Genomic DNA, 22,963 nt, shown 5'->3' with positions numbered 1-22,963 from the left:
AGTTCTCTCAATAGGAACGCGGCATGCCGAGCACATGCTCGGAGATGAAGCTGAGAATCAGGTTGGTGGAGATCGGCGCCACCTGATAGAGACGCGTCTCGCGGAACTTGCGTTCGACGTCGTATTCCTCGGCGAAGGCAAAGCCGCCATGGGTCTGTACGCAGGCTTCGGCCGCAGCCCAGGAGGCCTCCGCCGCCAGCATCTTGGCAATATTGGCTTCCTCACCGCAATTTTCGCCCTGCTCGTAAAGCCGGGCAGCCTCCTGAACCATCAGTCCGGCCGCGCGCATCTGTGCATAAGCGCGGGCAATGGGAAACTGCACGCCCTGGTTCTGACCGATCGGCCGGCCAAAGACGATCCGTTCCTTCGAGTAGTCACTTGCCTTGCGGATAAACCATTTCGCGTCGCCGACGCATTCGGCGGCAATAAGGATGCGCTCGGCATTCATGCCGGACAGGATGTATCGAAATCCCTTGCCTTCCTCGCCCAGCAGGTTTTCCGCCGGTACTTTCACATTGTCGAAGAACACTTCGGTCGTGGCATGGTTCATCATGGTGCGGATCGGCCGGATGGTCATGCCGGCCTTGCGGGCTTCCTGCATGTCGAGAATGAAAACCGAAAGCCCGTCGGTCTTCTTCGCCGCCTGCTCCTTTGGCGTGGTGCGCGCCAAGAGCAGCATCAGGTCGGAATATTCGGCGCGGGAGGTCCAGATCTTCTGGCCATTGATGATATAGTGATCGCCTTCCCTCCGGGCAAAGGTCTTGAGCGACGTCGTGTCTGTCCCGCTCGAAGGCTCAGTGACACCAAAGGCCTGCAGGCGCAGTTCACCGGTGGCGATCTTCGGCAGGTATTTCTGCTTTTGGGCATCGCTGCCATGCCGGAGGATCGCGCCCATGATATACATCTGCGCATGGCAGGCGCCGCCGTTGCAGCCGGAGCGCTGGATTTCCTCCAGAATGGCCGCCGCTGCCGAAAGCGGCAGGCTGGAACCGCCGAATTCCTCGGGGATCAGCGCCGAGAGATAGCCCGCCTCGGTCAATGCCGCGACGAACTCGGCCGGATAGGCGCTGTCCCGCTCCAGCTTCTGCCAATATTCGCCGGGAAACCCCGCACACAGCTTGGCAACTTCTTCGCGGATCTCGGCATAGTCTTGAATCGGCACGTCTTTTCCTCTCGATAGGAAGGGATGGCGAGCCGAACTTTAGGAGTTCGATGCTATAACCACAAATACAGATTGGTGAGGCGCATCATATGGAAAAGATATGACTTAGGCGACGATTTCCCTGATCTCCCGCAGGGCTTCAATGCCCTCCAGCCGTGAGAACAGAGACGATGCGGCGTTGCCGAGCACCGGCGTCGCCAGCGTCATGAACTTTGCCTCGATCTCGGTCTTTGCCGGAAAGGTATCCGGCTCGCCGGATGGATCAGGAATGTTGCGCTCGACCGTGCCTGATGCCGTACGCACGGCGATCCGGGCGCCGAAGGGGTGGCGCAGGCCCTCGAGCCGCTCATCGCGGCGAACATCGACGCGGGCCGTGATGGCTTCGACATCTGGGTTGCCGAGCAGCGCGTAATCATCCCAGCCGAAACTGCCTTGATAGAGCGCGACCGCAGCGGCAAACGGCATGGAGAACTGGCCATCGACCACGGTTTTCGGCCGTCGTTTGTCCTCGAGCGGTGCTCCTGTCAGCACGATGCCATTCTTGTGCAGGCCGATGTCCACACCCAGAATATCGGCGACCGCCCAGTCATTTTCGCGCTTCAACACCAGAAGGCCATCAACGGCCGCATGGGTGTAGCGGCAGGCTGGATAGGGTTTCATGCCGATTTTCATCGTTTCATAGACCGTGCCGAGATCGGCGACGGCCCGTTCGGGACGGGGATTGTCGGTATAGCCGACGAGCAGGCCGTGCTTGCCTTCGATGGCGTCGGCCGCGCCAATGAAACCTTCGCTGGCGAGAGTGGCGGCAATCAGCCCGTTCATCGCGGCCGCGCCCACCTGATAACGCTTGTTCCAGGCGCCGTTGACGAGAAATTGCAGCGAGCCGGCCGCCTGGCTGGCCGCGATACCGAAGGCCGAGGCGATGCCCGCCGCATCAAGCCCAAGCAACCTGCCAGCCGCAGCGGCTGCGCCGAATGTGCCGGCGGTTGCGGTCGGATGGAATCCACGCGCGTAATGCGCCGTTGGATCGAGCGCGTTGCCAAGCCGGCAACAAACTTCGTAACCGGCAACAACGGCGGCAAGCAGATCCTTGCCGGATGCACCGACAAGTTCGGCGGCTGCAAAGGCGGCCGGGACGACTGGCGCGCTCGGATGCAGCGAACTGTCGGCATGGGTGTCGTCGAAATCCAGCGAATGGCCGAGCGCGCCATTGAGCAGCGCGGCCGTTGCGGGAATATAGCAGCGCGACAGGCCGAAAACCGTCGAGTTTCCGGGTGCATCGAGGCCAAGGCATTTCAGCATACCCAGAATGCTGGGCGTCGAATCCGCCTCCTGGCCGGCGCGGACGATGCTACCGACAAGATCGATCGTCAGATGCTTGGCGCGCACCGGCACATCTGGTGGCAGGTCGGCATAGGCAAGGTCGGCGGCATAGCGGGCGAGCGTTTCGGTGATGCCGGTCATGTCGGGGTTCCGTTCGCAAAGCGTTGGTGGGCGCGGACGATCTGGCGGGCACGGGCGAGCACCGGCGCATCGATCATGAGACCATCGACCGCGCGGGCGGCGCCATCACCGGCCGTGGCGGTAATCCTTAATGCCCAGGCGACCTCATCATCGCTGGGTGCAAGACCACGGCGGGCCGGGGAAACCTGCGCAGGATGAATGAGGAGCTTGCCGGCAAAGCCTAGGGAAGCGCCGTAGCGAGCATCATCCTCGACGATCGCTTCGTCCTTGATCGCCATCGTCACGCCATCGATCGGCGGCGGCTTGTTGGCCAGACGGGCGGAAAGCACAATGCGGCTGCGCGCCATCAGCAGCGCCTCGCGGTCGTGCTTCGCGCCGATATCGACGGCGAAATCCAGCGATCCGAAGATGATGCGATCACTTGCTTCGGCGATCGCATCGCAGTTTGAAAGACCTTTCGCCGATTCGACGATGGCAAGCACCGCCATCCCGGAGGGCAGATTCGCGCGCACAGCCTCCAGATCGGCGGCCGTTTCCGCCTTCGGCAATAGCACGCCATCAATGTCGAGTGCCGATGCTGCAACAAGGTCCTCAACGTGCCAGGGCGTGCCGACGCCATTGATCCGCACGAACACCGGCAAAGCGGGCAGTCCTCCCGCCAGCCCATCACCGAGGCTTTTCCGCGCCATCGGCTTGGCAGCGGGCGCGATGGCATCTTCGAGGTCGATGATGATCGCATCCGCCCCGGAGGCGCTGGCTTTGGCGACCCGATCGGGGCGGTCGGCAGGTACGAAAAGAAAGAGGGCATGGTCGGCGATATTGGGCGGCATGACGATCCATCAAGGGGATGTTTTGACGGCATTCTGGTCGGCTATCCTACGGTCCGCCAATACAATTTTGCGCGCGGGTCCATAGTTTGCGCGTATGATCCCGGCCACCCCTTCCGATAACATTGCTGTATAGCCTCCACATTAGTCTGTTATTTGATGTGATGACGAAAATCGGCAATGCTCCGCCAAAGCTGAGGTAAGCAGCCTCTGACGAAATGCGCAAATGGCTGGCGGAGAGCAATGAAACCAGATCTTGAAGGTGTGCTTGTCGTATCGGTCGAGCAGGCGGTTGCTGCGCCCTATCTGTCGTGCAAGCTGGCGGATGCCGGGGCGCGCGTGATCAAGGTCGAGCGGCCCGAAGGGGACTTCGCCCGCGACTATGATCAGCTCGTCCACGGCGAGAGCGCCTATTTCGTCTGGCTCAATCGAGGCAAGGAGTCCGTCTGTCTCGACCTCAAGCAGGAAGAAGACCGTGCGATCCTGATGAACATGATCAGCCGTGCCGATGTCTTCATCCAGAATCTGGCACCGGGGGCCGTCGAGAGACTGGGTTTCGGGCCGGAGGCACTGCGCCGGAAAAATCCGCGACTGATCACCTGCTCGATTTCCGGCTATGGCGATGAAGGACCGTTGCGCGACCTCAAGGCCTATGACCTGCTCGTTCAGGCCGAAAGCGGACTCTCGGCAATCACCGGCAATGAGCATGGATCGGCACGCGTCGGTGTCTCGGTCTGCGATATCGCCGCGGGCATGACGGCGACTCAGGCCGTTCTGCAGGCGCTGATCGCGCGCGCATCCACCGGCGAGGGACGGCATATCGCCGTGTCGCTCTATCATGCCCTGTCGGATTGGATGAACGTGCCCTATCTCCAGTTTGCCTATGGCGGCAAGACGCCGGCGCGCAGCGGCCTCAATCACCCGACCATTGCCCCCTATGGCTCCTATGTCTGCGCGGACGGCAAGTCGGTGCTGTTTTCGATCCAGAACGAGCGGGAATGGGCGATGTTTTGCCGCGATGTGCTTGGCCGCGCGGATCTGGCCCTCGACGCCCGCTTTTCATCCAACAGCGAACGGGTGCGAAACCGCGAGGCGCTTGATGCTGAAATCGTGCCGAGCTTCGGCTCGGTGGCACGGGATGTCATGGCCGAACGTCTGCATGCGGCGCGCATCGCCTATGGCAGGGTCAGCACGCTGGAAGATGTCGCGGCCCATCCGCAGAACCGATATATGTCCGTCGATACGCCAACGGGCCCGGTGCGGCTGATGGCCCCCGGAGCACTTGCCGATGGTGTCGTGCCGTCCTTCGGTGCCGTCCCCGCGCTGGGTGCCGACACGGCGCGGATCCGTCAGGAATTTTCCGCCTTGCAGGCGGCCGTGTAACACCGCGCTTGACGGGCCACACACTTCTCCATCTATAATAAAAAGCGAATACGAGGATATTCGCTATAAGATAATATTGGGAGGATGGGGTGGATCTTCGCCAGCTTCGTTATTTCGTGGCCATCGTCGAGCAGGGGTCGTTTTCCAAGGCGGCAGCGACGCTCAACGTGGCGCAGCCGGCGCTTAGCCTGCATGTGCGCAACATGGAAGCCGATCTCGGCACCGCGCTGCTGTTTCGCAGCCCGCAGGGGGTGATGGCGACGGAGGCCGGCGAAATCCTGCTGCGCAACGCCCGCATCATTATCGACCAGTTTTCGATTGTGCAGGAAGAAATCCGCGGACATGAGGCCGAGCCTGCCGGGGAAGTGCGTCTCGGCCTGCCCGGCACGATCAGCCAGATCCTGTCGGTTCCGCTGATCATCGCCGCGCGCAAGAGATACCCGAAGATCAAGCTGCGAATCGCGGAAGCGATGAGCGGCTTCATCACCGAATGGATCCGGGAGAGTCGTGTCGATATCGCCGTGCTCTATATACCGGTCGAGGACCGGGTGCTGACATCCTATCCGGTTCTGACCGAAGAGCTTTGCCTGTTGGGTCCCGTCACGCCGATGGAGGATGTGAAGACGCCGGCCTTCGGGCAGGTGACGCTGAAGCAGGTCGCGCCGCTGCCGTTGATCCTGCCGAGCTCCAGCCATGGCCTGCGTGAACTGCTCGAACGGGAGGCCTCCGCCGGCAATCTCGATCTGAACACCGTGATCGACGTCGATTCCTACGGCAATATCAAGGAGCTGGTGGAAAAGGGCATGGGGTACTCGATCCTGCCGTTCAATGCGATCGCCCGCGAGGTTCGCGACGGACGGCTGCGCTCCTGGCGGATCAGCAAGCCGGAGCTCAAGCGCGACGTCCACCTCGTCCATCCCGCGGATCGCCCGATGACCAATGCCGTCGCGGCAATCGAGACGCTTTGCCGGGATACGCTGCTCGAACTGGCCGCCACAGGGCAATGGAGCGGCGCCAGGGCGCTTCGCTGATCAGCCATAGCAGAAGACTATAGCTGCAAGCTGAATATTCTCTTTGAAATATGGCCTGCCTCGCCTCAACGTCGCGCCATCGAAACGCGCAAGGGGAGGATTTGCCGTGAACCAGGAGACCGCGACAAGGGCGCAGGCCGGAGGCCGGCTGCAGGGCAAGGTGGCGATTGTGACAGGCGCCGGCGGCGGCTTCGGGGAAGGCATCGCCCGACTGTTTGCCGCGGAAGGCGGCAGCGTCGCCATTCTCGATATCCGGGTGGATGCGGCAAAGCGCGTGGCGGACAGCATTGGCGGAAATGCCTTCGCAACATCGGCTGACGTCGGCGACAGGGCTGAGGTCGAACGGGCGGTGGAAGAGGTCACCCGGCATTTCGGCACGCCGGATATCGTCGTCAACAATGCCGGCTGGACACATCGCAACCAGCCCATGCTCGATGTCGATGAGGAGACGTTCGACCGCGTATACCGCGTCAACGTCAAGTCGATCTATCTTATGACGCAGGCCGTCGTACCGGCGATGCAGGCAAACGGCGGCGGCACGATCATCAATATCGGCTCGGTGGCTGGCATCCGGCCGCGACCGGGGCTTACCTGGTACAATGGCAGCAAGGGCGCCGTGAACATCCTGTCGCAATCGATGGCGGTGGAACTCGCGCCCTGCGGTATCCGCGTCAACTGCATCTGCCCGGTGCTGGGCGAAACCGGCCTGCTGGAAAGTTTCATGGGCGTGGCGGACACGCCGGAAAACCGCAGCCGGTTCCTGGCGACGATACCGATGGGCCGGCTGTCGCGACCCGCCGACATCGCCAATGCAGCCCTTTTCCTCGCTTCCGACGAGGCAGAATTCGTGACCGGTGTGCTGTTGCCGGTCGATGGCGGTCGAACGATATGACGATGGTTGCGGCGACGCCGGAAAGGCCGAAAGGTGCAGGCCTCTGTCATAACATCGCTGTATGGCGCTTAACGCAATTTGATAATTTAATTAATACGACCTGCTGCTATAGTTCATTTCAACTGCTGGGATTTCCATATTCTTTACAGTAGCTTCCATTGAAATTCGTCGCGGAGGAGCGACGGTTCAAAGCCCGCAAAAGCCAGTTAATGCCATGCTGCGGGAGGCCGGATATTCCGCCGAAGCGAAGGGGAGGGGACAGACGTGCGTAGCCTGGGTTTCATGCGCCATCTCAATCAGGAAAAGATCGTCCTGCTGCTGACGGCTTTGCTGTTCGTCGTCTTTTCGCTGACGCTCAACAACTTCCTTGCCGGAAACAACATCCTGTCGCTGATGCGCAGTGTCGCCGTGCTCGGCATTCTCGGGCTCGGCATGCTGATCGTGGTTCTCGGTCGTGGTATCGATCTTTCGCTGGTGGCGGTCATGGCGATTTCGGTCGCGTGGTCGATGCAGCTGATCCATGAGAGCCTGCCGGTCTATGCGGCGCTGACGATCGGGCTTCTGTTTGCCCTCGGTATCGCGCTCTGCACCGGTATCCTCGTTGCCTATGCCGAAATCCCGCCGCTGTTTGCGACGCTGGCCATGGCCACCTTCGTCTATGGTTTCGGTCGCGCGCATCTGATTGTCGGCACCGACGTCGTCTATATGCCGAAAACCATGGGCTGGATCGTCAGCCTGGGGCAGGGAAAGCTTCTCGGCGTGCCGATGCCGATCATCGTTGCCGCCGGCATGGCGCTGGTCGTGTTCCTGTTCCTGAGGTTCACCAAGATCGGCAACTTCGTCTATGCGATCGGCGATAATCTGGCGGCGTCGCGCATCAGCGGCATCGCGGTCAGGCCGATGTTGGTGCTGCAATACGTGCTTTCCGGCGGCATCGCCTTCGTCGCCGGCATCATCACCGCGACCTCGGTCGAGGCGATGAACACCCGCATCGTCAATTCCAACATGATCTACGACGTCATTCTGGTCGTGGTGCTCGGCGGCGTCGGCTTGTCGGGCGGGCGCGGCAATGTCCGCAACGTCATCGTCGGCACGCTGTTGATCGGCGTGCTGATGAACGGAATGACCATCATGGACGTCCAGTACACGGTGCAGAACGTGATCAAGAGCCTGATCCTTCTGCTGGCCATCGTCGTCGACAGCATCGTCAATCCGCGCGACGAACAGACGGGTCAACAGGGCGATATCTAAGCATAACAAAAATTAAATCATGCACTTAGGAGGAGTGAAATATGGGTAGGAATGGTTTGGTAAAACTGGCAGCAACTGCTGCGGTCGCTCTGGCTATCGGCGCATCCGCCGTCGGGGCCGCCGATGACATGAACGATCCGTATCGCGAGCCCGCGATCAGTTCACTGGCCGGCAAGAAGATCGCCTATCTGCCGATCTCGATCGGTTTCGACCTGGCGCAGGCCTGGGGTGGCGTAGTCAAGACCGAAGCCGAGCGCTACGGCATGAGCTTCTCGTCGCAGGATCCCAATTGGAACACCGATGCGATGGCACAGGGCATGACCGCGCTCATCGCCGAGCATCCCGATGTGATCGTGACGCAGAACCCGGATATGCAGTCGCTGGCCCGCCTGCTCAAGCAGGCCAATGCCGAAGGCATTGTCGTCGTGCAGCTCAACATGCAGGGCGCGGTCCAGACCGACGCCTTCGTCGGCCCCGACTTCATCGCCATGGGCGAGCAGGCGGCCAACATGATGCTGAAGAAGTGCGGCGCCGATACACAGACATCGCACAAGGTAGCGATCGTCCAGGGCGTACTCACCGGCGGCGTCAGCTATTATCAGGTCCAGGGCATGATGAAGGTGTTCAACGAGCACCCGGAAATCCAGATCGTCTCGAGCCAGGCAGCCGACTGGGATGCCTCCAAGGCCCGCGCGATCACCGAGACGGCCCTGCAGCAACATCCTGATCTCTGCGGCGTGATCGACGTCTGGGATGGCCAGGGCATCGGCACGGGCGCTGCCATCAAGCAGGCCGGCAAGCAGGGCCAGGTCTACTTCATCACCTCCGGCGGCGGCGCGCAGAGCATGTGCGACGGCCTCGCCGATGGCACCTATTCGGCGGCGATCAACTACAACGCGCCGGGCATGGGCCGCGACGCCTGGACCTCGATCATGATCGCCCTGCAGAATAATCAGGGCGCCGGTGCGATCAAGACCCAGATTTATTCGCCGACCCGCGTCATGACCAAGGAAGACGTCAAGGAAGGCAGCTGCTGGGATCCCCAGCAATACGCCAAGATCTTGCGCTGATATCGAGTACGGCATGGCCGGATTCCGGCCATGCTCCACTGATTTCGTTCTTATCGAATTCGCAGCAGGAGGCATGTCTTGGCATCGGCGAGCAACCTAACGAAGCTGAGATACCGCTTCATTCCAGACCATGTGATCGGAGAAATTCTCTCCAAGAAATGGATCGACAATGCCATCCCCTTCCTGGTGTTGATCTGCGTGATTGCCGTGTTCGGCGCGCTGATCCCGAACTTCTTTTCCGCCAGCAACCTGTCGATTACCTCGCGCCAGCTCGGTGAGTTCGCGCTGGTCGGCATTGCCATGATGGTCGTCATCGTCGTCGGCGGCATCGATCTTTCCGTTGGCTCGAATTTCGCGCTCGGCAACTTCATGACGCTGGCATTGCTCAATCTCGCCGGCTGGTCGGTCTGGACGACAGTGCCCGCCGTCATCCTGATCTGTGGCTCGGTCGGCCTGCTCAACGGCGTGCTGATCGGCTATCTGAGGCTGCGTGCCTTTTTGACCACGCTGGTAACGCTGATCATCGTTCGTGCGGTGGTCGACATGCTGCTGCTCAAATATGCCCAGGCAATGTCGATGAGCTTCTACCAGTCCGATCTGTGGGACCTGATGGGCCTCGGCGGTTTCTTCGGCGTTCCCTTCTCATTCTGCGTGCTCGTCGTCGTCGCGGTTGTCGGCCATGTGTTGCTGACCCGCTCGCGTCCCGGCTGGCGGCTGATGGCGATCGGCGGCTCGCGCCGGTCCGCTCATAATATCGGCCTTTCTGTTCGCGGCACGGTCTGCGCCGCCTACACCATTTCCGGCATGCTCTGTGGGCTGGCAGGCGTGCTCTATGCCGCCCGGCTTTCGGGCGCCGGCACAGATACCGGGATGGGCCTTGAAATTTCGGCCCTCACTGCGGCTGTGCTGGGCGGCAACAGCCTCGGTGGCGGCCGCGGGTCGATCGTCAAGGCACTGATCGGCGCGGTAATCGTGCTGATCATGACCAGTGGCGTGCTGCGTCTCGGGCTCAATTCCGGCTCCGGCCCGATGGTGCTCGGCTTGACCCTGATCTTCGCCGTGTTCGTCGATGTGCGCTGGCTCAAGAACCGCGACAAGCTGCTGAACAAGGTTTATGTCTCGCCCACCTATATCGAGCTTCCCGAACCGGTTGCCACAAGCGAAGATTCCGGTACGGCCTTTGCGCTCAACGACCGGCTCAAGCATGTCGAGATCATTGGCCTCGCGGCGGTCGAATCGCCAGAAGACGTCATCCTGGATGATGAGGACTATCTTTATTGCGGCACGCGGCACGGCGATATCGTGCGTTTCGCCCCGCCGGATTACACGTCCCACGAAGTCTATGCCCATATCGGCGGCTCGCCCCTCGGCATGAGCTGGGACAGGGACAAGAACCTCGTCGTCTGCGTCGGCGGCATGGGGCTCTACAAGATCGACCGCGATCGCAACGTCACGAAGGTTACGGACGAGACCAACCGCTCGAAGCTCTCGATCGTCGATGATTCCCGTCTCCGGCTCGCCGACGATCTCGATATTGCGCCCGATGGCCGAATCTTCTTTTCCGAAGCCACGATCCGCTACGAGATGCATGACTGGCCGGTCGACGCGCTGGAAAGCCGCGGCAATGGTCGGATCATCTGCCACGACCCGAAGACGGGCAAGACCCATACGGCGCTGCGCAACCTGATTTTCCCCAACGGGGTCTGTACCGCGCACGATGGCCAATCGATCCTGTTTGCCGAAAGCTGGGCCTGCCGCATCAACCGCTATTACATCAGCGGCCCAAAGGCGGGTACGCTGGAGCGAGTGCTTGATCGCCTTCCCGGCTATCCGGACAACATCAACCGCGCGTCCGACGGCACCTATTGGGCGGCGATCATGGGCATGCGTTCGCCTGCGCTCGACGTGGCGCTGCGCATGCCGGGCTTCCGCAAGCGCATGGCCCGCCGTATCGCACCGGATCAATGGCTCTATCCAAACCTCAATATCGGCTGCGTCATCCGCTTCAATGACAAGGGCGAGGTCCTGGAATCGCTTTGGGATCAGGGTGCTGAAAACCATCCGATGATCACCTCCATGCGCGAACACAAGGGCTACCTTTATCTCGGCGGCATCACCAACAACCGTATCGGCCGTATCCGGCTCGAGGGGAGAAACGACGCCTGGTCCGGCTACAGCAATTATTGGGGAGGCCGCGATGACGAACGCGCTGCGTAATTTCGTCGATCGCTTCCTCGGACGAGGCGAGGCAGCGGTCACCGTGCCACCGCTCGATGGAGCGCTGAAGCCCAACAACCTGCTGGAAGATGCCGCACTCGGCCTTCGTGTCTCAGCACCGGACAATCTTGTCGCAACCGGAGACGGGCTCGTCTATTCCAGCGGCGCCGATCTCCATCGCCAACCACCGTGCGGCGGGCCTGGGATGGCATTCCGCACACTGGGCGCGCCAATCTCCGCACTTGCGGCTTCATCGACCGGCATTCTGGCGGCGGCGACCGGTCGAACCGTCGTCTTTACCGATACCGCAGGGCAGGACGCTACCGGGCTTTCCGGCGGCAATCAGGACTGGACCGGCATCACCGCCATGGATTTCGCTGATGATGGCACGCTGCTTGTCGCCATCGGCTCATCGAAGAACGGTCTCGATGACTGGCAACGCGACCTGCTTGATGGTGGCCAGACCGGGTCGATCTGGCGGCTCGATCCCGCGAGTGGAAAGGCCGACAAACTTGCCGATCGGCTCTCCTACCCGAACGGCATCGCCTTTGCGCCGGACGGCAATATCATTGTCAGCGAAGCATGGCAGAAGCGGCTCGTGCGGCTCACACCGGCCGGCCGGATTGCTGGACAGGTGATCGAGGATCTGCCCGGTTATCCCGCGCGCATCAGCCACTCCGCGCGGGGCGGCTACTGGCTGTCGATCTTTGCACCCCGCAGCCAGCTGATCGAATTCGTCCTTCGGGAACCGACCTACCGTCGGACGATGATGGCGGAGGTCGACAAGGAATTCTGGATCGCCCCGGCGCTACGCAGCGGCTATTCGTTTCGTGAACCGATGCAGGGCGGCGCGCTCAAGCAGATGGGCATTCTGAAGCCTTGGGCGCCGACGCGCTCCTACGGCCTTGTTGTCGAACTGAGCGCCGATTTCGTGCCCTTGCGCAGCTTCCACAGCCGCGCCGGTGGTCGTCGCCATGGCATCACCTCGGCGCTCGAAGCGGCAGGAAAGCTCTGGGTGACGGCAAAGGGCGGCGATGAGGTGGTGGCCGTCGCGCTGCCTGCGGAAGGGCAAGTGAGATGAACCCCATTCTCGAACTGAAGAACGTTACCAAGGAGTTTTACGGCGTCGCCGCGTTGAGGAATGTCAACTTCACCCTGTATCCGGGAGAAGTGCATTCGCTGCTCGGAGAAAACGGCGCCGGCAAATCCACCCTGACCAAGATCATGGCTGGCGTCTATGAACCGACGCAGGGCGAGGTGGTCTTCAACGGCGAGCCGATGACGTTCGGCCGGCCGGCGGATGCGCTCGGCAAGGGCATCGCCATGGTGTTTCAGGAAACCAGTCTGGTGCCCTCGCTGACCGTGGCCCAGAACATCTATCTCGGAAACGAGAAGTTCCTGAACCGATTGCGGGGCATTTACATTGCTGCCCAGCAATTCCTGCAATCGCTGAATTTCGGTGTCGATCCGACGCTCTACGTCTCGCAACTGGGCGCGGCGCAAAAGCAGATGGTCGAGATCGCGCGCGCCGTGCACCACAAGGCCAGGGTCATCATCTTCGATGAGCCGACCGCCACATTGACGCCGGAGGAGAAGCACCATTTCTTCTCGCTGGTGAACCGGCTGAAGCGCGAGGGCGTGTCGATCATCTTCATCAGCCACGCTCTTGAAGAGGCGCTGGCGATCTCGGACCGTATCACCATCCTTCGGGATGGCCAGCACGTGATCACCGACGACGCCGGCACCTTCGATCGCGACAAGATCATCGCATCGATGGTCGGGCGCTCTCTCTCTGCCGAACTCTATAGCCGCGACAAGACCCGCAAGGCCCGCCCATATGGTCACAAGGTGCTGTCGGTGCAGAACCTCTCCATGGGCAAGATGGTGCGCAACACCTCGTTTTCCGTCTATGCCGGACAAATTACCGGCATTTTCGGACTGATTGGTTCGGGCCGCACCGAGACGGCGAAGATCATCTCGGGCGTGGTGAAGCGCGATTTCTTCCATGGCGGCGAGGTTCGGCTGGAAGGTAAATCCGTGCGCTACCGGGTGCCGCGGCCGGCCGTGAAGGATGGCATCGTCTATGTCACCGAAGATCGCAAGATCGAAGGCTTCTTCGAGACCAAGTCGATCGCCGAAAACATCTATCTGAACCTGCTGTCCGCCGATCTCAACAGGGGCATCGTGGTGTCGCATTCCGAGATGATGGACCTTGCCAAGGACTGGACCAGGCGGCTGAACGTCAAGGCGATCGACGGCAATGCCCGCGTCATCGAACTTTCCGGCGGCAACCAGCAGAAGGTGGTGATCGCCAAGGCGCTGATACAGAAGCCTCAGCTGGTGATCTTCGATGAACCGACACGCGGAGTCGATGTCGGGGCCATCGCCGAACTGCACCAGGTCATCAACGAACTGGCCGATGCCGGTCTCGCGGTCGTGGTGATTTCTTCCTACTTGCCTGAAATCCTCAATCTGGCCGATCGTATCCTCGTTTCTCGACAGGGCCGGGTGGTCGAGGAATTCTCGACGGAGGAGGCGACCGAGGAAAAGATCATGTACGCGGCGGTTCATTGAGCCGCCGGCGCGTTGAAATGCCGGGCCGCCCGGTGGAATGAGGAATGGAACAATGAAGATCAGGGCAGCTGTCCTTGAAGAAATCGGACTCGAACGTCCCTATGCAAAGAGCCAGCCGCTCAAGGTGCGGGAGGTCGAACTGGAAGGCCCGGGACCGGGCGAGGTCCTGGTGAAGATCGCCGTTGCCGGGCTCTGCCATTCCGATCTCTCCGTCATCGACGGCAACCGGCCGCGCCCCGTGCCGATGGTTCTCGGCCATGAAGCCTCCGGCGTCGTCGAGGACGTCGGTCCCTATGTCGATGATCTCGCGCCCGGCGATCATGTGGTCTTCGTTTTCGTACCAAGCTGCGGCCATTGCGCACCCTGCTCGGAAGGTCGCCCCGCACTGTGCGAGCCCGGAGCCGTTTCCAACGGCCATGGCGAATTGCTGGGCGGCACGACCCGGCTGCACTGGAAGGGGCAGAAGGTCCACCATCATGTCGGCGTGTCTTCCTTCGCCGAATATGCGACCGTGTCGCGCCGCTCATTGGTCAAGGTCGACCGCGATGTGCCGCTCGACATTGCCGGCCTGATCGGCTGCGCGGTGCTGACGGGCGCGGGCGCCGTTTTCAACACCGGCGACGTCAAGCCCGGCGGATCGACGGCGGTCATCGGGCTCGGCGGTGTCGGGCTTGCAGCCCTCATCGGTGCGGCCGCCGCCGGCGCCGAAACGATCGTCGCCGTCGACAGGCTCGATTCCAAGCTGGAATTCGCCAAGGCACTGGGCGCAACCCACACCTTCAATGCCGATGACCCCGATGTCGTCGCCAAGGTCCGGGAAGCCACGCGCGGCGGGGTCGAGGCTGCGATGGAGTTTGCCGGTTCGGTCAAGGCACTGGAATTCGGCTATGCCATCACCCGCCGTGGCGGCACCACGATCACCGCCGGCCTGCCCAATCCGAAGGCCATGCTGTCACTGCCGGCCGTGACGCTGGTGGCGGAAGAGCGCACGCTGAAGGGCAGCTATATCGGTTCCGGCGTGCCTTCGCGGGATATTCCGCGTTTCCTTGGCCTCTACAAACGCGGCAAGCTGCCGGTCGACAAGCTGTTGACGCACCGCCTGCGGCTCGACGACATCAATGAAGGTTTCGACCGGCTGGCCGATGGTTCGGCGGTGCGCCAGATCGTCGAGTTCGACTGATTTTCTTTCTCGCCGGCCTTTTCCGGGCCGTCGCGACCGTTGCAGGACATATGGAGTGACCGACATGGCCAGACCCGAAGGCATCACCGACTTTCTCTGTTTCATCGATGGCGAATGGGTCGCCGCGCAATCGGGCGAGACATTCGAATCCCACGATCCGTTCACGGCGAAGGTATGGGCCCGGATGCCGAAATGCGATGCGCGCGATGTCGACCGCGCCGTGTCGGCTGCCCGGCGGGCCTTCGATAAGGGGGAATGGTCGAAACTCAACGCCACCCAGCGCGGCCATCTGCTGCGGCGGCTCGGCGATCTCATCGCCCGCGATGCTGACCGTCTGGCCACGACCGAAGTGCGCGACAACGGCAAGCTGATCGCGGAGATGCGTGGTCAGGTCGGCTATATTCCGCAATGGTTCTATTATTTCGCCGGCATGGCCGACAAGGTCGAGGGCAGCGTTCCCCCGATCGACAAGCCGGACATGTTTACCTACACCCGTCACGAACCGGTCGGCGTCGTCGCGGCGATCACGCCCTGGAATTCACCGCTTCTGCTGCTCACCTGGAAGATGGCGCCGGCGCTGGCGGCCGGCTGCACCATGGTCATCAAGCCGTCCGAATTTACCTCCGCTTCGACGCTGGAACTGATGCGGCTGGTCGAGGAGGCCGGTTTTCCCAAGGGCGTGGTCAATGTTATCACCGGTTTCGGCCAGGATGTCGGCGAGGCGATCTCGACCCATAACGGCATCGACAAGATCGCCTTTACCGGTGGCGAGATTTCCGGTCGTCGTATCGCGCAACAGGCGACCGGCAATTTCAAGCGGCTGACGCTGGAGCTTGGCGGCAAATCGGCCCAACTCGTCTTTCCCGACGCCAATCTCGACAATGCCGTCAAGGGCGTGGTGTCCGGCATCTTTGCCGCGACCGGCCAAACCTGCATCGCGGGGTCCAGGCTTCTCGTGCATGAAACGATCCATGACCAGTTTCTGGAAAAATTCCTGGAACTTGCCCGCACGGCAAGGATGGGCGATCCCATGGAGATGGGCACGCAGGTCGGTCCCGTCACGACGCAGCCGCAGTTCAAGCGCGTCCTGTCGATGATCGATATGGCGAAATCCGACGGGGCGACCGTTGCGATGGGCGGCAAGCCGGCCAACCGGCCCGAATGCGGAGACGGCTGGTTCATCGAGCCGACCGTATTTTCCGGCGTCCGCAACGATATGCGCATTGCCCAGGAAGAGGTGTTCGGCCCGGTGCTGTCAGTCATCAAGTTCAGTGACGACGAGGAAGCCTATCACATCGCCAACGACACGCCTTACGGCCTTGCCGCCGGTGTCTGGACGTCCGATATGGGCCGCGCCTTCACCGCTGCCAAGCGTTTGCGTGCCGGCACGGTCTGGACCAATACCTACCGTGCGGTTTCCTACATGATGCCTTTTGGCGGCTTCAAGAATTCCGGCATTGGCCGCGAGAGCGGGCAGGATGCGATCTATGATTTCCTGGAAACCAAGAGCGTCTGGCTCGCCTTCAACAAGGACGTGCCAAATCCGTTTGTTATGCGTTAATCAGGTCGCAGGGAAATCATATACGTGGATCGATTAAGCGAACAGGGGTCTGATGCGGTTCGCAAGAGCTTGTGAACCGCAGGGTTGGGCCGGTCGGAGCGCTACTTGCCCTTCGTGGCATTGAACATGTCGACATATCCGCGACCGACGGCGCGGACCCCGCGACCGATATCGTCGTAGACGTCGTCGGCAAGGTTGGCGAAGGAGACGCGCACGCTCCAGTTCGGCGCATCGAAACCGCCGCCGTTGAGGAGCACGATCGAGTGATCCTCCGCCAGGCGGTAGACGAGATCGAGCGGATGGACGTTTTCCTTCAACCAGGTGACCATGTCTTCGCCGACATAGTGGCGCAGCCAGAATTCAAAATCGATCGTGCCGTAATAGGCGGCAAAATTCGGGTTCGGTTGGACATCGAGCGGCAGGCCTTCGAGCAGGGTATCGACGCGCGTCTTGCAGATATCCATGCAGGCCTTCTGGTAGATCTTCTCGGGGTCCATCAGTTCGCCAATGGAGAACATGGTCATCATGACCTGTTGCGGCAGCGACAGGCCGGCCGTGTGGTTCAGCGCTACGTCGCGGCTGTCGGCGACGATGCGGTCGATCATCTTCAGCTTGCGCGGCTCCAGCGTGATCGAAATGTAACGCTTGTCGAGCGCCTCCAGTTCCTTGGCCGGCAGCTTGGACAGGATGTCGTCCAGAATATTGCTTTCGTGAATGCCGATGACCCCGAGGCGCCAGCCGGTGCAGCCGAAATATTTCGAATAGGAATAGACGCCGATCGTGTTGTAGGGCAATTCGCACATCAACGAACGGAAGTTGGGCACGAAAGTGCCGTAGACGTCATCGGTGAGGATGATGAGGTCGGGGCGCTTCGTCTTGACGAGATCGACCAGCTTTTTCAACGTTGCCGTGTCGATCGCCATGGATGTCGGATTGCCTGGATTGACGACGAAGAAGGCCTTGATCTTCGGATCTTCGAGTTTTGCGATTTCGTCATCGGAATACTGGAAACGATGTTCCTGCGTGGCGCGGATATGGACCGCGTTGAAGGCATAGTCTTCCAGCTCGGCAATTTCGATATAGGGTGTGAAGATCGGCGTGCCCATGGCGATCGTGTCGCCTTTTTTCAGAATACGGTTGGCGATCAGCGACTTGAAGATGTAGCACATCGCCGCCGTGCCGCCCTCGACGGCATAGAGGTCGAACTTGCCCGAGAGTGAAGTGTCCGCACCCATCGCCCACATCAGGTAGCGGTGCGAGACCTGTTCGGCGTGGACCAGCATGCGATCGGGGACCGGGTAATTGTCGCCGATAATCGAATCGGTGAGCTCGAACACGAAGGCATCCGCGTTGAAGCCGAAGGCCTTGACGCCATGATCGATCATGCGTGTGATAAAATCGGCGCCCGGCTCGTCCCCCCGCTTGTCCAGCCATGTCGAAAGCCGCGCGGCGATATCTTTCGGCTGCGGCATGCCGGCAAGGCCGGCGACCGGATTGTCCATCGTGCGCCGGCATTCACTGAGTGCGAACTGACCGAACAGGAAGAAGGCCTCGCGCGCTGCTGTCGCGATCCAGTTCGGATTGCCGCGCCCGGCATTGAGCAGCGCGCTGGCCGATTTCGCCGAACTGCGCTTGGCGAGCTTCATCAACCCGTCCTTGATCTCGAACGGACTCATCTTCTCGAATTTCTTGTAGTCGATCGCGGTCATGTTTCAGTCCTCCATATGAGCTTCAGAAGCCGCGGCAGCGGCCGGTGCAGGTGGTAGTCGCGGGGCGCCATGCCGCCGCCGTTCAGTGGCCGCCGGCGATGATGCCGACGATCACGGTTCCCCAGGTTGTGAGCAGGATGTGGCCGATCGGGACAGCCGGCGTGTAGCCAAGCACGGCAATGCTGCTGCCCGAGCGGTCCTGGACGGCCGCCATGCCGGCCGTCATGGTCTGCGCCCCGGCAAGCCCGCCGAGAAGCAGGATCGGGTTCATGCGCAGGATGTAGCGGCCGAAATAGAGCCCCACGAACATCGGCGTCAGCGTCACCACGAGACCGCCGACCAGGAGGCCGGCGCCGGCCTCGGCGATTGCCGAGAAGAACACCGGTCCGGCATGCAGGCCGGTCATGCCGACGAAGGCGGCAAGGCCGAGCGCCGTCATCAGCGACACCGCCGCATCCGGTATCCGGCCAAAGAGCGGGAAGCGCGTGCGCAGATGCCCGACCGTAAGTCCGGCGATCAGCGTGCCGACGCTGGTGCTGAGCGAAATCCGCATGTCACCGACCGGGAAGGCGACGAGAACGCCCATGAGGCCGCCGAGGAAGATTGCAAGACCAAGAACGAAGAAATCCGTCGTTGTCGTCGGGGCGATGATGACCCCAAGCCGCTTGGCGGCGCTCGACACCACGGTTTCCGGCCCGACCAGGCTGACGATGTCGCCGCGCTCGACGGTGATACCGGGTGCGAGCGGAATGTCGTGACCACCGCGGCTGACGGCGCGCAGATAGAGGCTGCGCGTCCAGCTCTCCTTCGCCACGTCGGCGAGGTTTCGGCCCTTTACAGCCGGGCTCATCACAAGCACGTCGATGACCGACACCGGAACGTCGAGAAGCTCCCGGTCCTCGACTTCGCCGGCGCGGGCTCCGAGAACGCCAATCAACGCTTCGCGAGATCCCGACACGGCGACGATGTCGCCAGGGCTGATGATGATATCCGGTGCAGCTTCAAGGATTGTCTCCCCGCGCCGGACGCGCTGGATGAAGAACCTGTGCTCGGGAAAGGTCGCCTCGGCGGATGCGATGGACAGGCCCGCCGCAGGGGCGCCCTCCGCAATCCGATAAGCGCGCATTTCGAACCGGTGCCAGGCCGAGGCGATCCCGCTCGGCTTGCGAACGATTCCGTAATCCTTCTCCAGCCGGAGGGCTTCCTCGACCAGATTGACGCCCAGCAACTTTGGCCCGACGACGCTGCAGAACAGAATGACACCGAGCGCGCCGAAGACGTAGCAGACGGCATCGGCGACGGCGACATGGGCAACGAAAAGCGCGCGATCGGCGTCGGGCAGGGGCAGGGCATTGATCGCTTCGGTGGCGGTGCCCATGGCGGGGCTCTGGGTCAGGGCGCCCGAGAGCATGCCGGCCGCGAAACCCGGATCGAGGTCGAGGATTCTGGCCACCGTGATCGCGGTCAAAAGTCCGGTGACGCAGACGACGATGGCAAGCAGGACCGGCTTCAACCCATCGCGCTTGAGGGCCTGCAAGAATTGTGGTCCGACCGAATAACCGATGCCGAAGAGAAATAGCAGGAACAGGAAGGATTTCGCCATCGGTGCGACGGGCACATGGGCGAACTGGCCGATCAGGATGCCGGCAAACAGGGAGCCTGTGACGGGCCCAAGGCTGAAACCCCCGAATTTGAAGCTGCCGATCAGGTATCCGATGCTGATGGCAAGGAACACGGCAAGCTCAGGATACCTGACCAGAAAACTCTCGACCCAAACCATATCCCGCCGGTTCCCTCTCGAAACTTGAGCAAACGATGCGCTTATCGCCGCGCCTTGGCGGCAACCGCGTCGGGCTTGACCAGCTTCAGGCCCCTGGCCTTCTCGTAGCCATGGATTTCCTTCACATCGAGCTTGCGCATGAAGTCGATGGTTTCCTGGGTCAGGACCTGGCCGGGCACCATGATCGGAAAGCCCGGCGGGTAGGGGATGACGAAGTTTGCAGAGACCATGTCAGGCCCTTCCGCCAAGCGACGGTCGCATTCAGCACCTTTGAGCGGCACATATTCGCAGACGGAGGCGTCATAGGCGTGGAAGAAGGCGGTGCGCATGTCGCCCTCCGGGGTCGTCTTGCCGGCATCGCCGCGATAGGTGTCGTGGAAGTGGCTGAAATTCGGCAGGTCCGGCACGTCGGTCATCAGCGACTTCACCCGGGCCGCAAAGCCCGTCTGGGCCTCTTCACCGCCATCGGCCAGCCGCTTCTCGATGCCGTGGCAGATCTCGACCAAAACACGGACGAGATGCGCGACGTCGCTGCGCGTATTGTTGATGTTCGACTGCAGGAGCACGCTGTTGCGCGAGGTTTTGTTGATCTGGATACCGAACTCGTTGGCGAGCAGGCCCTTGAACTGCGTGCCGTCGAAGCCGGCGGTACCACAGACCAGCGTCATGCGGGTGGGATCGAGATAGAACTCGTCTTCCCGCATCGCCTTGACGGCCGTCGCCCAAGTGGTGCCGGGCGCCAGATAGTCCTTGAAGCCGGACTGGCGGTAGGCGGCCGGGATCATCTCGTCGACACCGAGAACACGGAAATACTGCGAGATCAGCGGATGATCGTTGACGGCCTGGCGAATCTTGAACGCAATCTCGATCGCGTTCATCACCAGCCCGTAGCCATCCAGTTCCATTTGCCGCCGCGCCACGTCGAGGCTTGCGATCAACTGCTGGTTCGGGCTGGTCGAGGCATGGGTGAAGACGGCCTCATGGAATTGGGCTTCCACGGTGTGGAAATCGACGTCCTTGACGAGCAGCATCGAGCCCTGCCGGATCGCCGACATCGACTTGTGGGTCGAGTTGGTCTGGTAAACCCGCAGGCGCACGAGACGGGGGTCGGGAATGAGCTGGGCGGCGAGCAGTGTCTCGTCCGAGGGGGTGTCGCCCAGTTCGGCCTGTTGTTTTTCATAGGCCTTGATCGAGGCGGGATCGCGCAGCCACTCCTCGATATCGCCGGCAGCGCCCATGGCCGTGCGAGGACGCAGGAAGGGCGAGAAGCGGGCAAAGCCGGACCAGGCCTCATCCCAGAGGAAGATCAGGTCCGGCTTGATGGCCAGGCATTCCTCCATCACGCGCCGGACATTGTACATGTGGCCGTCGAAGGTGCAGTTGGTGAGATCGAGCAGTTTCAGCCGGTCGAGCCGTCCCTCGGCCCGGAGCGCCAACAGCGCATTCTTGATGGTGGCGAGCGGGACCGCGCCATACATCGAATATTCCGTCATCGGAAAGGCTTCGACATAATAGGGCTGCGCACCGGTCAGGACCATGCCGTAATGGTGGGACTTGTGGCAGTTGCGATCGACCACCGCGATGTCGCCGGGCGCCAGGAGCGCCTGGACGGCCATCTTGTTGGATGTGGATGTGCCGTTGGTGACGAAGAAGACATGATCGGCGCCGAAGGCGCGCGCGGCCATTTCCTGCGAACGCTTGATCGTGCCGGTCGGCTCCAGCAGGCTGTCGAGGCCGCCGGTCGTGGCGCTGCTTTCCGCCAGGAACAGGTTGAGACCGTAGAACTCGCCCATGTCGCGGATCCAGTCCGACTTGAAGACGGATTTTCCACGGGCGATCGGAAGCGCATGGAAGGTGCCGATCGGCCGGCGGGCATATTTCTTCAGGTTGTCGAAGAAAGGCGTTTCGAAGCGTGCCTGCACGCCTTCGAGAATGGCGAGATGCAGTTCCAACGGCTCCTCGACAGCGTAGAAAATCCGCCGCACGGCATCCGCCGTCGGGTCTCCCGCCAGCTTCTCCACCTGGCGATTAGAAAGGAGATAGATATCAAGTTCCGGACGGATGCGTTTCAGCGCGCGGGAAAGGCGCAGCGCCGACATGTCCGGACCTTCCGTTTCGCCGAGCGGGTCGAGCACGGAGCGCAGCACCGGGGCATCGTGGCGCGAACGATACGGGAAGCCTTCGGCCAGAACGACGGAGATGATGTCAGGGTTCAGCGCGGCGGCGCAGATGGCGTCTTCGAACGAGCCGACGAAGACCGGTTCGTATATGAAGCCGTCCTCGGGACGCCGCAGCCGACGGATTTCGTTTGCCAGCGCCGGCCAGCGCACCGCTGGCTGGCTGTTGACGTAAAGGACCTCGAAATAGGGCCTGCGGCCGGCAGTTTCCCCCGTTGCGGGCGGCATGATGTCGATCACCTCGTTCGGCGACATCGTGTCATACACGTCCCATTCCGATGGCCGGCCGCGATAGGCATGTGTCAGCAGTCCGTTCGAGATGCGCCTTGCGAGCTTTGCCGCGCCGCCGGCGTCATTGGTGGCGATGCGTTCATTCAGCGCCTCGAGCAGCCGTGTCCCGGGATAGGCATTGTATTCCTCGATCGCGCTGAGCCCCGCCAGTGCCGACTCGAGCGCCGCCTGCTCGCCCCGATTGGCGGCCCAGCTATCCGCGAGTATCGTGACCTCGCGCCAGTTGTCGGCGCGGCTTGAATGCATGAGTAGAAACTGATTGACGTTCGCGGTCTCGGTTGACATCTCATGCTCCCAATATGGTTTGTTCTTTAAGTCCTGAACCTCGACAAACGGCGGTGCGTCAGGTCGCCGTCGCAGTGCCTGTTGAAAATTGATGCGCGGACCAGTCACT

16 protein-coding genes are annotated in these 22,963 nt (G+C 61.6%); 10 read left to right on the top strand and 6 right to left on the bottom strand.

What is annotated here, in order from left to right:
• Positions 1 to 7: 7 nt before the first annotated feature.
• The 3 genes from ACST81_RS01475 to ACST81_RS01465 all read right to left on the bottom strand — a co-directional run bounded on the left by ACST81_RS01475 (position 8) and on the right by ACST81_RS01465 (position 3,456).
• Positions 8 to 1,162 (bottom strand): acyl-CoA dehydrogenase family protein, encoded by a 1,155-nt coding sequence (locus ACST81_RS01475; protein ID WP_438751038.1) that lies wholly within the window; start codon positions 1,160 to 1,162, stop codon positions 8 to 10.
• 105 nt (positions 1,163 to 1,267) lie between these two features.
• Positions 1,268 to 2,626 (bottom strand): MmgE/PrpD family protein, encoded by a 1,359-nt coding sequence (locus ACST81_RS01470; RefSeq protein ID WP_438751037.1) that lies wholly within the window; start codon positions 2,624 to 2,626, stop codon positions 1,268 to 1,270.
• Entirely contained in the window at positions 2,623 to 3,456 is an 834-nt protein-coding gene (locus ACST81_RS01465; protein ID WP_438751035.1) for an HpcH/HpaI aldolase/citrate lyase family protein, read from the bottom strand. The genes ACST81_RS01470 and ACST81_RS01465 overlap by 4 nt, the downstream gene beginning before the upstream one ends.
• Positions 3,457 to 3,696: 240 nt before the next feature.
• On the opposite strand from ACST81_RS01465, the gene ACST81_RS01460 reads away from it, so the two are divergent.
• From ACST81_RS01460 to ACST81_RS01415, 10 genes are all read left to right on the top strand, one after another.
• Entirely contained in the window at positions 3,697 to 4,836 is a 1,140-nt protein-coding gene (locus tag ACST81_RS01460; protein ID WP_438751034.1) for a CaiB/BaiF CoA transferase family protein, read from the top strand.
• Positions 4,837 to 4,925: 89 nt separating this feature from the next.
• The gene (locus ACST81_RS01455) at positions 4,926 to 5,867 is read left to right on the top strand and encodes a LysR substrate-binding domain-containing protein (protein ID WP_438751033.1); all 942 of its coding nucleotides are present in this window, start codon (positions 4,926 to 4,928) and stop codon (positions 5,865 to 5,867) included.
• 106 nt (positions 5,868 to 5,973) lie between these two features.
• Positions 5,974 to 6,759 (top strand): glucose 1-dehydrogenase, encoded by a 786-nt coding sequence (locus ACST81_RS01450; RefSeq protein ID WP_438751032.1) that lies wholly within the window; start codon positions 5,974 to 5,976, stop codon positions 6,757 to 6,759.
• Positions 6,760 to 7,041: 282 nt separating this feature from the next.
• Positions 7,042 to 8,010 carry an ABC transporter permease gene (locus ACST81_RS01445; protein ID WP_438753321.1) on the top strand — a complete coding sequence of 323 codons (969 nt, stop codon included), beginning with the start codon at positions 7,042 to 7,044 and terminating at the stop codon, positions 8,008 to 8,010.
• Positions 8,011 to 8,051: 41 nt separating this feature from the next.
• Positions 8,052 to 9,080: a sugar ABC transporter substrate-binding protein gene (locus tag ACST81_RS01440; protein WP_438751031.1), complete on the top strand. Its 1,029-nt coding sequence runs from the start codon at positions 8,052 to 8,054 to the stop codon at positions 9,078 to 9,080.
• A gap of 78 nt (positions 9,081 to 9,158) precedes the next feature.
• Positions 9,159 to 11,297, top strand: coding sequence for an ABC transporter permease (locus tag ACST81_RS01435; RefSeq protein WP_438751030.1), 2,139 nt, complete (start codon positions 9,159 to 9,161; stop codon positions 11,295 to 11,297).
• On the top strand, positions 11,278 to 12,378 hold the full coding sequence (locus tag ACST81_RS01430; protein ID WP_438751029.1) for an SMP-30/gluconolactonase/LRE family protein: 1,101 nt from the start codon (positions 11,278 to 11,280) through the stop codon (positions 12,376 to 12,378). The genes ACST81_RS01435 and ACST81_RS01430 overlap by 20 nt, the downstream gene beginning before the upstream one ends.
• Entirely contained in the window at positions 12,375 to 13,871 is a 1,497-nt protein-coding gene (locus tag ACST81_RS01425) for a sugar ABC transporter ATP-binding protein (RefSeq protein WP_438751027.1), read from the top strand. Before ACST81_RS01430 ends, ACST81_RS01425 begins: the two co-directional genes overlap by 4 nt.
• Before the next feature lie 52 nt (positions 13,872 to 13,923).
• Positions 13,924 to 15,051, top strand: coding sequence for a zinc-dependent alcohol dehydrogenase family protein (locus tag ACST81_RS01420; RefSeq protein WP_438751026.1), 1,128 nt, complete (start codon positions 13,924 to 13,926; stop codon positions 15,049 to 15,051).
• A 64-nt stretch (positions 15,052 to 15,115) separates the two neighbouring features.
• Entirely contained in the window at positions 15,116 to 16,612 is a 1,497-nt protein-coding gene (locus ACST81_RS01415) for an aldehyde dehydrogenase (RefSeq protein WP_438751025.1), read from the top strand.
• 101 nt (positions 16,613 to 16,713) lie between these two features.
• On the opposite strand, the gene ACST81_RS01410 is transcribed toward ACST81_RS01415, so the two are convergent.
• The 3 genes from ACST81_RS01410 to ACST81_RS01400 form a co-directional block, all read right to left on the bottom strand.
• A complete protein-coding gene (locus tag ACST81_RS01410; RefSeq protein WP_438751024.1) occupies positions 16,714 to 18,321 on the bottom strand; it encodes a bifunctional aspartate transaminase/aspartate 4-decarboxylase in 1,608 nt (535 codons plus the stop codon).
• 82 nt (positions 18,322 to 18,403) lie between these two features.
• The gene (locus ACST81_RS01405) at positions 18,404 to 20,101 is read right to left on the bottom strand and encodes a TrkA C-terminal domain-containing protein (RefSeq protein ID WP_438751023.1); all 1,698 of its coding nucleotides are present in this window, start codon (positions 20,099 to 20,101) and stop codon (positions 18,404 to 18,406) included.
• Between the two features lie 41 nt (positions 20,102 to 20,142).
• Positions 20,143 to 22,854, bottom strand: a complete 2,712-nt coding sequence (locus tag ACST81_RS01400) for a decarboxylase (RefSeq protein ID WP_438751022.1) — start codon at positions 22,852 to 22,854, stop codon at positions 20,143 to 20,145.
• Positions 22,855 to 22,963: the final 109 nt, after the last annotated feature.

The organism is Pararhizobium sp. O133 (assembly GCF_051669845.1).
Lineage (GTDB): Bacteria > Pseudomonadota > Alphaproteobacteria > Rhizobiales > Rhizobiaceae > Pararhizobium.
This window is presented reverse-complemented; position numbering and strand designations above follow the sequence as displayed.